The 12,257-nt window shown below is 54.7% G+C and carries 12 protein-coding genes; 8 read left to right on the forward strand and 4 right to left on the reverse strand.

Features of this window, described 5'->3' with window-relative positions; genetic code table 11:
* Positions 1–9: 9 nt before the first annotated feature.
* A complete protein-coding gene (locus tag QMQ05_RS01795) occupies positions 10–909 on the reverse strand; it encodes a 3-methyladenine DNA glycosylase (protein WP_345472506.1) in 900 nt (299 codons plus the stop codon).
* Positions 910–1,085: 176 nt separating this feature from the next.
* Between QMQ05_RS01795 and QMQ05_RS01800 the strand changes: the two genes are divergently transcribed.
* Both QMQ05_RS01800 and QMQ05_RS01805 read left to right on the forward strand, forming a co-directional pair.
* Positions 1,086–2,453 (forward strand): TIGR01777 family oxidoreductase, encoded by a 1,368-nt coding sequence (locus QMQ05_RS01800; RefSeq protein WP_345472508.1) that lies wholly within the window; start codon positions 1,086–1,088, stop codon positions 2,451–2,453.
* A 97-nt stretch (positions 2,454–2,550) separates the two neighbouring features.
* Complete coding sequence (locus tag QMQ05_RS01805) at positions 2,551–3,102, forward strand: DUF664 domain-containing protein (RefSeq protein WP_334121113.1); 552 nt, start codon at positions 2,551–2,553, stop codon at positions 3,100–3,102.
* A gap of 80 nt (positions 3,103–3,182) precedes the next feature.
* Here QMQ05_RS01805 and QMQ05_RS01810 read toward each other — a convergent pair whose 3' ends face one another.
* Positions 3,183–4,607 carry a CitMHS family transporter gene (locus tag QMQ05_RS01810; protein ID WP_334121114.1) on the reverse strand — a complete coding sequence of 475 codons (1,425 nt, stop codon included), beginning with the start codon at positions 4,605–4,607 and terminating at the stop codon, positions 3,183–3,185.
* A gap of 186 nt (positions 4,608–4,793) precedes the next feature.
* Here QMQ05_RS01810 and QMQ05_RS01815 point away from each other — a divergent pair, with 186 nt between their 5' ends.
* Together QMQ05_RS01815 and QMQ05_RS01820 are read left to right on the forward strand one after the other, a co-directional pair.
* Positions 4,794–6,482: a sensor histidine kinase gene (locus QMQ05_RS01815; protein ID WP_345472511.1), complete on the forward strand. Its 1,689-nt coding sequence runs from the start codon at positions 4,794–4,796 to the stop codon at positions 6,480–6,482.
* Between the two features lie 2 nt (positions 6,483–6,484).
* Positions 6,485–7,156, forward strand: coding sequence for a response regulator (locus tag QMQ05_RS01820; RefSeq protein ID WP_345472513.1), 672 nt, complete (start codon positions 6,485–6,487; stop codon positions 7,154–7,156).
* A 10-nt stretch (positions 7,157–7,166) separates the two neighbouring features.
* On the opposite strand, the gene QMQ05_RS01825 is transcribed toward QMQ05_RS01820, so the two are convergent.
* A complete protein-coding gene (locus QMQ05_RS01825) occupies positions 7,167–7,922 on the reverse strand; it encodes an aminoglycoside 3'-phosphotransferase (protein ID WP_345472515.1) in 756 nt (251 codons plus the stop codon).
* A 163-nt stretch (positions 7,923–8,085) separates the two neighbouring features.
* A complete protein-coding gene (locus QMQ05_RS01830) occupies positions 8,086–8,211 on the reverse strand; it encodes a hypothetical protein (RefSeq protein WP_345472517.1) in 126 nt (41 codons plus the stop codon).
* Positions 8,212–8,622: 411 nt separating this feature from the next.
* Between QMQ05_RS01830 and QMQ05_RS01835 the strand changes: the two genes are divergently transcribed.
* The 4 genes from QMQ05_RS01835 to QMQ05_RS01850 all read left to right on the forward strand — a co-directional run bounded on the left by QMQ05_RS01835 (position 8,623) and on the right by QMQ05_RS01850 (position 12,003).
* The gene (locus QMQ05_RS01835; RefSeq protein WP_345472519.1) at positions 8,623–9,015 is read left to right on the forward strand and encodes a PadR family transcriptional regulator; all 393 of its coding nucleotides are present in this window, start codon (positions 8,623–8,625) and stop codon (positions 9,013–9,015) included.
* A gap of 13 nt (positions 9,016–9,028) precedes the next feature.
* The gene (locus QMQ05_RS01840; RefSeq protein WP_345472521.1) at positions 9,029–9,601 is read left to right on the forward strand and encodes a hypothetical protein; all 573 of its coding nucleotides are present in this window, start codon (positions 9,029–9,031) and stop codon (positions 9,599–9,601) included.
* An 83-nt stretch (positions 9,602–9,684) separates the two neighbouring features.
* Positions 9,685–10,146, forward strand: a complete 462-nt coding sequence (locus QMQ05_RS01845) for a GNAT family N-acetyltransferase (protein ID WP_345472523.1) — start codon at positions 9,685–9,687, stop codon at positions 10,144–10,146.
* Positions 10,147–10,392: 246 nt separating this feature from the next.
* Positions 10,393–12,003, forward strand: coding sequence for an alkaline phosphatase D family protein (locus QMQ05_RS01850; RefSeq protein ID WP_345472525.1), 1,611 nt, complete (start codon positions 10,393–10,395; stop codon positions 12,001–12,003).
* The last annotated feature ends 254 nt before the right edge of the window (positions 12,004–12,257 follow it).

A 12,257-nucleotide genomic window follows, 5' to 3' on the forward strand; every position in this document is an offset into this window, starting at 1 on the left:
CATTGACTACTAGCCCTTGGGTGAAAGTGGCAGGCTATTAGCAACAGCCAACAGCTTCAATCGCAATTGATCGGCACGGGTAGCGAACTGTTTTTGCAATCGAACATATTCAGCTTTGCCGGCAGGTGTCTCAATACGAATCGGTTCGTGGCCCCAATCGCCAAGATCGTAGGGTGAAGCCTGCATGTCCATGGTCCGGATGTCCCATGCAAGCTCAAAGCAATCCATCACCAAGTCGCTGGGCACCGCGGGGGAGAGCTTATAGGCCCACTTATAAAGATCCATGTTGGCATGCAAGCAGCCTGGCTGTTCCAGGTCACGTTGCGTTTCGCGGGTTGGCTGCAATTCGTTAAGTTCAACCGCCTGTGGCGTGTAAAAGCGGAACGCATCAAAATGGGTGCAGCGAATCTTCTCGGATTCCACCACGGCATCGGTACCCTCGGCACCCAGTCGCAGCGGAAGGTATTCGTGGCGAATACCGTTGAGTTCCGATTTGTAGGCCATCGCCCATTCATGCAATCCAAAACAGGCAAAATTTCCTGGACGTTGCGAGGTCCCAGCAAGGATCACGCGGGCAAATTCGATGGCCCGTGCCCGGGAATCGACGAAGCCTTGGGCATCAAACTCGTAGCCTAGTCCCTGCGCAGTCTCTACTGGGCGATAGAACTTCCACGAGGTGCGTTGCGTACCTTCTTCTCCCGTGAGTACAACATTCAACCCAGGATGCCAGCGATAGAGTTGGCCGGGTTTTTGGGTGTAATAGGTGAAAAGGAAGTCATCAATCGGATGCTTCCGACCCTTCATGCGCCGTTCTACAAAGGGTTCTCCGAACGCACGCGCACGAGCCTCATGACGGTGGGCTAAAGGCACCCACTGTGAGGCTTTCAAAACGGTGACGGTATCGGGCATACCTTTTATTATTCAATTCATCGCCTCGCGAGACCACTTAGGTAGTTCAACTCACACAGGTTCGTCGGGCAATAGCGTGGCCCTCTTGCAAGGCCACCAGAACCTAGAAGCAAAAGAAATTCTGTGAGTTCCCCTAGTGAGGCACGGATCAAAGGGCAGAAAAGAGATAAAGCCCTATGCTGAAGCCTATGATGATTGAACGCTCCAGCCACGTGCCCGCCAGTTCTGCGGAGGTCTTCGAATGGTTTTCGCGGCCAGGGGCAATCCATCGATTACTCCCGCCGTGGCTTCCGGTCAAAGTCATCCAGGAAGCGGCATCGCTTCGTGATTCCACCGCTGTGCTGGGATTGCCGGGCTCTTTACGATGGAACGCGCAACACCAAGCGTCAGAGTTTGTCGAGAACCGAAAATTTGTTGACAAGCTCGAACCCGAAGGTTTGCGTGGCCTACCTTTGAAGGCAGTTCGTTGGAGACATGAGCACCTGTTTGAGGACGACGGCACCGACCAGACCCTGGTCATCGATCGTATTGAATCGAATATGCCCAAAGGACAAATACGATCGATGCTCGACTATCGTCATCGTGCACTAGCTGCAGACCTTACTGCGCACCAGCGTGCTGCGGATGCCGGGCTGAAACCACAGGTGATTGCCGTGGCTGGGGCTAGCGGATTGGTAGGTCAGGCGCTCTGCGCTTTCCTGTCCACTGGCGGTCACCGTGTGATCAAGCTGGTGCGTCATACCCCGTCCGCGCCAGACGAACGTTTATGGGACCCAAATAATCCAGCACCGCAGTTACTTCAAGGCTGCGATGCCCTCATCCATTTGGCAGGCGCCAGCATCTTTGGTCGGTTTACCAATGCGCATCGTCAAGCGGTGCTCAACAGTCGAATCGAGCCAACTCGTGCCCTGGCCAAGCTGGCAGCTAGTAGCGGGGTGTCCACATTGATCAGTGCTTCAGCTATTGGGATCTACGGAACCGATACTGGACCTGTTGCACTGGATGAGTCTGCCGATGTGAGTGGTGAACCAGCAGATTTTCTGGCCGATGTCGTTCAGCAATGGGAGGATGCTGCGCAGGCCGGGGGAGAGCACCTACGAACCGTATGCGTCAGAACCGGCGTGGTGCTCAGCCCGCGAGGTGGCATGCTTGCGGTGATGCGTCCGCTATTCACTGCCGGGCTTGGCGGAAAGCTGGGCAGCGGCATGCAACGACTCTCGTGGATCGGGCTTGATGATTTGCTCGATATTTACCATCGTGCTTTATGGGACGAGCGACTTTCCGGACCGGTGAATGCGGTGGCTCCCAACGCGGTGACTAACGCTGAATTCACTCAAGTGCTGGCACGGACGCTTAAGCGTCCTGCAGTTATTCCGGTGCCGGGGGTTGCGCCCAAGGTAGTTCTTGGAGATGAGGGCGCTCGTTTGCTGGCTCTGGCTGACCAATGGATTGCCCCTGGCAAGCTACTTGAAATGGGTCATAGCTTCCGCAACGAACATCTTGATGCCGAGCTGGTCCACAGCCTCGGGACCGCAAGAGAATAACCCCACGACGCTGTGCCAACGGTACCCACCGCATGGCTTCCAAAACGGTGACGTTAACGGGCATACTTTTCAACATCCAAATCAACAGGAGCTAGCCATGAATGCCTTCCCTCCTTGGGAGCCTCCAATGTTCGCCAGTGACTCAGAACATCTAGTCGCCATGCTTGACCGGCTCCGCGTCACTTTCCGCTACAAGGCTGATGGTTTGAATTTGAATCAGCTTCGGTTTCGGCTACCGTCCAGTGGGTTGTCCTTGGGAGGTCTGTTGCAGCATCTGGCAACTGTAGAAGATGAGAAGTTCAGCTATTTTATTGCTCGTGAACGCCCTGAGGTGTTGCTCGAATTTCTTGAACGAGACAATGACCCTTTCATTGTTCAGGAACAGCAGAGTCCTGGGGAACTATACGAACGCTATGACAATGCGGTTCTCAAGAGCCGCGCAATTCAACAACAGGTCATCAATGACAATAAATTGGACACACCCTCGGGGCTGGAATTTGAGGGTCAGCATCTTTCGGTGCGCAGAATTATTTGTGACCTCATAGAAGAGTATGGGCGGCATACCGGGCATGCGGATCTGTTGCGTGAGGCCGTTGACGGGCGCGTTGGTGAGGACCCTCCACACGACTATCGGCCGATGTGGATTTAGGGGTTAAATGCCTCATCCCGTGAGGCTCGGTATGAGACTCACGGGATGAGGTTGACGAATGACCGTTAGGTCTTTGGGTGTTAGCCCATGGAGATCGCGCCGAGTAGCACGCCCGAGGCGAGCATGACCAGGCTGACCACCAACGCACGCCACAGTACCTTCTTGTGGTGATCGCCCAAGTCCACACGAGAGAGCGATACCAGCAGCAGGATTGCTGGAACGAGCGGAGACTGCATGTGTACCGGCTGACCGGTGATCGAAGCGCGAGCCATGTCTACGGCTGGAACTCCGAAGTGTGCACCGGCTTCGGTGAGTACTGGCAAGATGCCGAAGTAGAAGGCGTCGTTGCTCATCAAGAAGGTGGCTGGGATGGAGATCAAACCGGTGATCACTGCCATGAATGGACCCATGGAGTCAGGAATGATTGCTACCAGCCACTGGCTCATGGCATCAACCATGCCGGTACCCGAGAGTACGCCGGTGAGTACCGCAGCACCCAGAACCATGGACACCACGGCGATGATTTCGCTGGAGTGCGCTGCAATCATCTTGACCTGGTCGGAGACCTTCGGGAAGTTGACCACGAGGGCAATAGCGGTACCAACCATGAACAGGTAGGACAGTGGAAGTACGTCAACAACCAGCAACACCATGATCGCTACGGTCAGTACCAGGTTGAAGTAGAAAGTCTTAGGACGCAGGGTCTCACGGTTCGGATCCAGCACGGTGCCGTCCATGGTGGCTGCTTCGGTGCCATCGCCCTTACGCGCAACTGCTTCCAAGACTGCCAGGTGGCCACCCTTCGGAGCGGTGCCAGCTGGGGAGGTACCGCCGGAAGGCGAAGTGATGTTGCCACCACCGAGTTCGGTGCCCCACAGTTCGGGACGTTCGCGCTGTAGGCGGCGACGCTCGGAGATGCCCAGCTGCCAAGCGAAGAGACCAATAACCACCAGTGCGATACCCAGTGATGGGAGCATTGGGACGAAGACGTCGGCAGCTTCAACGTGCAGTGCTGCTGCAGCGCGTGCGGTAGGACCGCCCCATGGCACGATGTTCAACGTACCGTTGGTCAAACCGGCCACACAGGTCAGAACCACTGGGCTCAGGCCCAGACGCTGGTAGATCGGCAGCAGTGCCGCGGTGACCACGATGAAGGTGGTGGAGCCATCGCCATCCAGTGAGATGACGGCGGTCAGTAGTGAGGTGCCCAGAACAACTTTGGCTGGGTCATTGCCCACAAGCTTCTGAATGCCTGCGACCAGACGGTCGAAGAGTCCAACATCGATCATGATGCCGAAGTACATGATGGCGAACATCAGCAGTGCTGCAGTGCCGGACATGTCCTTGATGGCGTCCATGATCATGTCGCCCAGTCCAAAGCCTGCGCCGGTGAACAGCCCGAAGATGGTGGGGACGAGTATCAATGCCAGTAGTGGCGTCATGCGTTTGGTCATGATCAGCGCCATAAAGGTGGCGACCATGAGGAATCCGAGTGCAACTAGCATTGCCCCGACCTCCATTTCGGTGAGTGTACGTCGTTGTGGCACCCAAAAGCTTCAGGGCACTCATTCAAGGTACGTGGCGAGGCTCACGTTGCGCGCCTTGTGCTGATTATTGAAGGGTTAAGCTCATAACCATCTTTTTGCTCTTTAAAATCGCGTTGAGTCGCCAGTGAGTCTATGCTGGAGGTCATGTTCCGTTCTGGGTCTCGCGCGAGGCATTTCGCATCCCGCATCATGCGTTTGCAGTTCCTCGTTGTCGGCGTACTCATCGTGCTGGTCACCGCCGGAACCCTCTATGCCAGTTATGACCGCGTGTATGCGCGCGCTGAAGACACCTCGTTGACCATCGCTCGATCTGTGGCTGTCCTGCCCGAAGTGGTCCGTGACGTCACAAGATACGCTGCCATGGAAGATTTGGATGAGAAAGAGCTGGCTTCAGGGGAATTGCAACGCTTGGCCAACGCCATCCTGGAGCAGAAGCAAGCCTACTTTGTGGTGATTACCGAGGACCGCGGCTTGCGCCTGAGCCATCCGAATCCCGCTGAACTAGGGCAGATGGTCTCTACCGATCCGGTGGGCTTAGATGGTGTTGAAGCTGTCTCTAGAGAGCATGGCACGCTCGGGGAGTCGGTACGTGCCAAGGTGCCGGTTCGCAACGATGCCGGGCAGGTGATCGGTGAGGTCTCGGTGGGTGTGACCACTCAGTCGCTCACGGGTGCACTCTTGCAATCCTTTAGTTGGATTGTGCTCTTTGCCCTGTTGGCTGCCGGGTTAGCTACCGTGGCGGGCCGGGTGACCGTGCGCCGACTCAAGCGCCAGACCTTAGGTCTTGAACCGACCGAAATTGCCCAGCTGGTGCGGGACCAACAGGCGGTTCTGTACGGTGTCACCGAAGGTGTGATGGGTATCGGTGTTGATCATCGGATCACCGTGCGCAATAAGGCGGCTCGACAACTTTTGGGTCTGCCACACCGCACCGAGTTGCAAGATGTAGTTGGTCGGCATTTTGAATCTGCTGGTCTGGACCGGCGACTGGTTAAAGCTATCAAGGAGCGAGACCCGGCGCCGGTGCGTCTGGAAGTCAACGGCAATTCACTGATCGCCCGAGTTAATGATGTGAACCGGGACGGTTTAGATCTGGGCCAGGTGGTACTGCTGCACGATGTGACTACCATCGAAGCTCTTGGTACCAAATTGGATGCGGTTCAAGACATGGCAGATGCCCTGCGAGCACAACGCCATGAGTTTGCTAATCGGATGCATGCAGTACTGGGACTCATTGACCTGGGCAAAATAGAGCAGGCCGAAGCCTACCTGCGTGAGGTCATGGAAACCGGGCCGAAGATCGCTCAAGTCCCCGGGCTTGAAGCGATCCAAGATGCTTACCTTGCGGCATTCATTTCAGCCAAAGCTGTCCGTGCCCATGAGCAGGGTATCGAGCTACGGGTGTCGAACCAGTCGATGCTTTACGGGCAGATCGCCTCAGCTCATGACGCTCAAGATGCCACTGCGGTACTCGGCAATCTGTTGGACAATGCCTTTACCGCAGCCTTGCGCGGTACCGGGAAGCCCTGGGTGGAAATTGATTTGCTCTCCGAAGGAACTACGTTGCACCTTGCTGTGGCTGATTCAGGACCCGGCATCACCACTACCGAAGACATTTTTGCTCGCGATGTCAGCACGGGTTCCCATCTAGGCAATGAACATGGTCGCGGGGTTGGCCTGCCACTGATCAAGCGATTAGCGCAGGCCCGAAGCGGGGATGTGTGGATCGCAGACCCGGGCGCTGGAACAGAGGGAGCGGTATTTGCCGCCCGCTTGCCGGCCGTCCTAGTTGAACCTGCCATCCCAGAAAACAACAAGATTGAAGGGGCGTAACCATGGGCGAAGGTGCCAATGGAAATTACCAAGTGATGATCGTCGACGATGACTTTCGTGTCGGTGCACTGCACGCTGACATGGTCAATTCCATACCGGGGTTCCAAGCTCTGGAACCAGTCCAAGATCCGCGAATGGTGCCTAAACTCGTCGCCTCTCTCAAACCCGACCTGTTGCTCTTGGATGCGTACTTGCCACATGTCAGCGGCATTGAGTTGCTGCGCGAATTAGATGTGGACGCGATTATGATCTCTGCAGCCACCGAGCCGAAGAATATTTCCAACGCTATTCGCCACGGTGCGCTGGCATTTATTATCAAGCCTTTTGACGCTAAAACGCTCAGTTCTAAACTCAAGGGATGGGCAAGGTATCGCAGGCAACTGACCGGAGTGACTGAGTTTAATCAGCAGGGCGTTGACCGACTTTTTAAGGCTTTGCAAGGTGGCGAAGAGACGGTGCCAAGTGTCGGAACTGCCCCTACGGAACAGGCCGTACTCAGCTGTGTTAAGGAAGCTTCGGAACCTCTAAGCGTTGCTGAGGTGGCAGAAGCTGTGGGTGTTGCCAGGGCTACGGCCCAGCGGTATTTGGCTGCGCTGGTGGCCAATGATGCTTTGGAACTTCAGTTGGGTTACGGTACCCGCGGTCGCCCGGAGCACCGTTATGTAGCACGGTAGAAAGTCTCGTTTAGGTAGCGTCCCAGACCCGCCGGTAGAACTCGATTTTCTTCTGATCTGGCTCTATTCCGTAACCGGCATATACCAGTTCTTCATAACCTGCGCCGTAGTTCCATTCGGTGCTCCAGGCCGCAATGGCAAGATCGGCCCATCGGTCAGCGACCCCCAAATTCCCCATGTCGACATGACCCAAGAAGTCGCCCTTGGCATTCAATAGTGTATTGGGCAGGCACGCATCTCCGTGGCAGACCACGGGATCGACCGGTGGAGCATCGGAGAGCAGTTCGGATTGTTGATCACGAGGTAGGCCGCTGATGCGCGAAGTCAGGTCCCACGTGAAGGGGCAACTGTCTACCGGCAGGAGATCATGTAGTTGACGTAGCCCTTGACCGAGAGCATAAGCCGAACGCTCAGGGTTGCTCTTGCCGAGTTCACTCACTGCACTATGCCCATATAACGCCGCGGTGAGCATTAGTTGTCCTTCTTCGAATTGCTCGCAGGAAAGTACGACGGGAACGTTGATAAATTCTCCAGCCCACTGCATACGCTGAGCTTCCATGAGGAGGTCGGCTTCTCTTTCCGGTGGGTTTCCTGGCGAGAATTTAGCGAAGCGCCTGTTGTCGCCGGTTCCGATTTTGTAGGTGAGTCCACCCAACGCGTTGAGCCAAATACCTTCGATCTTGCTTCCCTCGGCCGCATCGCGCACTCGGATTGGTATGGGGAGATCCTCGGGTGGCGGTCCAGAAATAACTTGAGGTGAGCTCATTGCACTAGTCTGCCAGTTAATTTTGCTCTGGGGTCATCCATCAGAACGTTGGAATGCCCGGCAATCCAGTTGGCCATTGTTGGAATCAGCGTCGCATGCTCTCGTTGGCAACTGGCCGTCTTTAACGGCGCACCGACGCCCTCCAGTATTAGATCGAAGTTGCTTACACTCCGTAGTGGACAACAATACGATCTCCGACTTCTTGCTGCACGTCGTGGGCTAGCTTCTTGCCGGTTTCGGTCCATGCATCCTCATCGAACCCTGGAGCCCACCCCCGATCCCAATGCATGTGCTGCTGAAACTCATCGTTCCACTCAGCAAGCCTATTGCTGAGCGATTCCGACAATCCATAATCACTGGGGTATTGAAGACCGTGTTCCCATAGGGGCCATTCCGCCCCATAGTCGCAAAAGATCTTTAGTACACGATTCGACGGCTCTTCCTTTTCCATGCCCACAGTTTACGGATCATCTGCGAAACAATGCCAAACAATAACGGTAGGTTTGCACGGTATTGCGGGTGTAATTACCATCCAGCTGAATTCCTGTTGCCTGCAATTTTCGTTTTCTGCAGAGAAAGATCGGGCATCCTGACATGAGCCTTTGGAGCAAGTGTTGTTAGGGGTTTATGGGTGGGCCGTATTGCTGGTATCAAACGGCAACTAGTAGTCATCGACTAATAGTTGTGGAATGATAGCCGTATGGAACAAGATATCGCTCCACACGACCCTCAATTGCTTAGAGGGGTGTTGCCGATGCTCATACTTACTCTCCTTCAACGTCAAGAATCCTATGGATATGAGTTGGTGGAACGCTTGCGCTCGTTAGGACTATCGGGCTTGGCCACCGGCGTTGTATATCCGGTGCTAAGCCGATTCGAACGTGACGGTTGGCTGAGTAGCAATATGCAGCCAGCAGTATCTGGGCCACCGCGAAAGTACTACGCGCTCACTGAGAAAGGAGAACGCGCTCGATTGGGCATGGTTAGCCGGTGGCAAGAAATTGTTGCCGTCGCCGAACGTGGACTATCCGACGACGACAGTGAACCAGACGTGAGCAGGAACGGAGCATCTAAAGATGAAGACCAAGAATAGGAACCCTGATCCGATGGCTCAGCCTCAACCAAACCAAAAGGCAGTTCGGACCAAAAAGTCGAATCTCGGTATATGGGATTCGGTCGCCAGGGAACGCTATCTTTTCATGGTGGACCTTCACCTCGACGGAAGAGTCCCGACGCGAACTCGTAAGCAAATTCTTGCTGACTTGCGCAACGCCATTGATGTCGAAGCGGGAAGAACCAGCTTGAGCGAAGCTCTGGAAGGACTGGGAAGACCAAACGAGTTGGCGAGCAGTTACGCCGAAGGGACTGATCGATCACGACCACTGTGGACGGTGGGAGTGGTGGCTGCATTAGGCATACTTCTTGTGTATTGGGTCTTTCTGTGCCTTTACACCTTCGGGATGCTGGCCGTGGTCACACAGGTTGGTGGCGAATTCAGCGCTCATTTCTTCTTTGTGGAGGTGATGGCATTTTCCCAAAATGAAAGTGTAGGGATTGGATGGGCCGGCGGAGCTGCTCTGTGGTTCCCGTTGATGCTTGCCTTCATAGCTTTTATCTCCGGGAGTAGAGCTTGGCGAATGCTAGGGAGTCGGCGAGGGCAAGGCGACAAACATCTGTGATGAATGCAGTAGCGTCAGACCCCATACATACGTGACTAGCGCTTCGGCGCAGCCTGCATTGTGGTGCCTATTAGACTGAATCAATGATTTCTATCCGCGCTGCCGTTGATGTCGATTTTCCTGAGCTGCTTGAGATCTGGCGTCGCTCAGTTGAAACAACACACGAGTTCTTAACCCCAGAAGACATTGATGCTATCGAGCAAGATGTGGCGACGTACTTACCTCAGATGTCGGACTTACGCGTCGCCGAGAAAGACGGACAACTGGCGGGTTTTATCGCGATTGAAAACGACACTATTGAGATGCTTTTCGTTGACGCCGTTATGCAAGGTCTGGGCATTGGTAGCGCCTTGCTTAGTGCAGTTATCGAAGGCCGACTAGCCGTACGAGTCGACGTCAATGAACAGAATCCGTCGGGACGGAAGTTTTATGCGGCAAAGGGATTCGTGAAAATAGGCCGCTCAGAAGTTGACGGAGAGGGCCGTCCGTTTCCGATCCTGCATCTACTAAAAACTCAGGGATTCGAATCAACTGATAACGAGTAGTCTCGTGAAACTCAATAGCACTGTATGACCGTCGGTTTACGTGGCCTCAACTCTTGGCTCTGGAAGCTTTCCACAACGCTGAATCTTCAAGCATCGAAAAACACAAGTCTTTACCGAAAACCAACTAGTAAGGTTTTCGTTCTGGAGCTGCCCTAGTCCAGGTAGCGATGGGCGTAGAGCATCAATTTTCTTGGTATTCATCTCAGCTCAAGGAAGAGTCTGATTTGGCCATGAACACTGAACCCCATGACTAATATTTCGCGTCGTAATTTGCTCACTGGTGCTCTGGGCGCCGGAGCCCTCGGTCTTGTTGGCCCCACAGGTGCAGCGCTGGCATCAAGTAGCCCGCGCCTGGTTCGTTCACGATTGGGGCTCACTAGCGGTTTTTCTATGGGAGATGTGTCCACCAACAGTGCAGTCCTCTGGGCTCGAAGCTCGGGAGAAGGACGACTGCGAGCACAGCTGCGAGCAGTTGATGAAGCAGGCCAGATCATTCGTGGGCGTGGATCTTTTGCCCGCACCCTGCGTGGTGCCCATGCTTCCGAGTCGAGTGATTTCACGGCAAAAATTAGCGCTGCGAATCTGCCAGCAGGGACACGCTTCTCGGTCAGTATCGGTTTCGAAGATGAAAACGGAACTCTTGGTCAAACCCAGCAGGGCTGGTTCAGCACAGCTCCGTCAAACACCGGCAGGCGCAATCACGAGGCATCCCGTGCTCAAAGTTTCGTGTGGTCTGGAGATACTGCCGGGCAAGGGTGGGGCATCAACGAGGACATCGGCGGTATGCGGGCCTACGCCGCAATGCACGCCACCAACCCCGACTTCTTTGTCCATAGCGGTGACACGATCTATGCCGATGGACCAATCCTGGCCGAGGTCGAAGAGGCTGACGGTCAGATTTGGCGCAACCTGGTGACCGAAGAAGTCTCCAAAGTTGCCGAAACTTTGGATGAGTTCCGTGGACGCCATCGCTACAACATGATGGATACCAACGTACGAGCGTTGTATGCCGAAGTGCCGGTCATTGCTCAGTGGGATGACCACGAAACACACAATAACTGGTGGCCGGGCGAGACCATCACCGATGAACGCTACACGGTGCGTGACATCAACACTTTAGCGGCTCGTGGACGCCAAGCATGGCAGGAATATCAACCTATCGCTGATCCCCGTGCGATGCGAGGTGGAAACGGCTTTGAAGCGGCGCGTGTTTACCGCAAGATCTCCCGCGGCCCGGCGTTGGACTTGTTCGCTTTGGACATGCGTACCTTTAAGTCCGAAAACACTGAAGGACTGGAATCCAAAGAAACTGCGATTTTCGGCGAAGAGCAATTGAATTGGCTGGTTGATGGCTTAGAAAAGTCGAAGGCCACTTGGAAAGTTGTCCTCAACGACCTTCCTTTAGGAATTATCGTTCCTGATGGCAAAGCCCAAGAGTCCATTTCTAACGCTGACCATGGCGCTCCACTGGGCCGTGAGCTGGAACTGGCGCGTCTGCTCAAGGCCATCAAGGACCGCCGTATAAAGAACGTCGTCTTCTTAACAGCTGATGTGCATTATTGCGCGGCGCACCACTATTCCCCGGAACGAGCAGCCTTCACCGACTTCAATGAGTTCTGGGAATTCGTGGCCGGCCCGGTTAACGCTGGCTCATTCGGTCCCAACGAGATGGATGGGACCTTTGGGCCCCGCGTAGATTTCGCATTAGCAGGTACCGTCGCTAATCAGTCGCCACGTGATGGAAAGAGCCAATTCTTTGGACATGTGGATCTCGACGAGCATGATCGATTCACGGTCAGCTTGCGTAATGGCTTGGGGGAGACGGTGTATTCCAAGACCTTAGAGCCGACGAAGTAGACGAATTCTGAAAGACAAAAAGATCGTGCCTGGGCCGCAGGAAATCGTGTCAGGATTCTAGCGGGTGTCTTTGAAAATATGAATTAAGGCATGCAACTGACGCAAGAATGTTGCTCAGTTGGATTCTGATTCAGTCTCTCTTGAGAGCGTTGGACCATCCATGTTTGTCAGGGTGAATAGTGCTGCTATGAAGGACTGGTCTCACTCAACCCTGACATGCAGGACTCCACGAAGCTGACAGGCTTTAGTATAGG

This window comes from Glutamicibacter sp. B1, assembly GCF_039602135.1.
Taxonomy (GTDB): Bacteria; Actinomycetota; Actinomycetes; order Actinomycetales; family Micrococcaceae; genus Glutamicibacter; species Glutamicibacter ectropisis.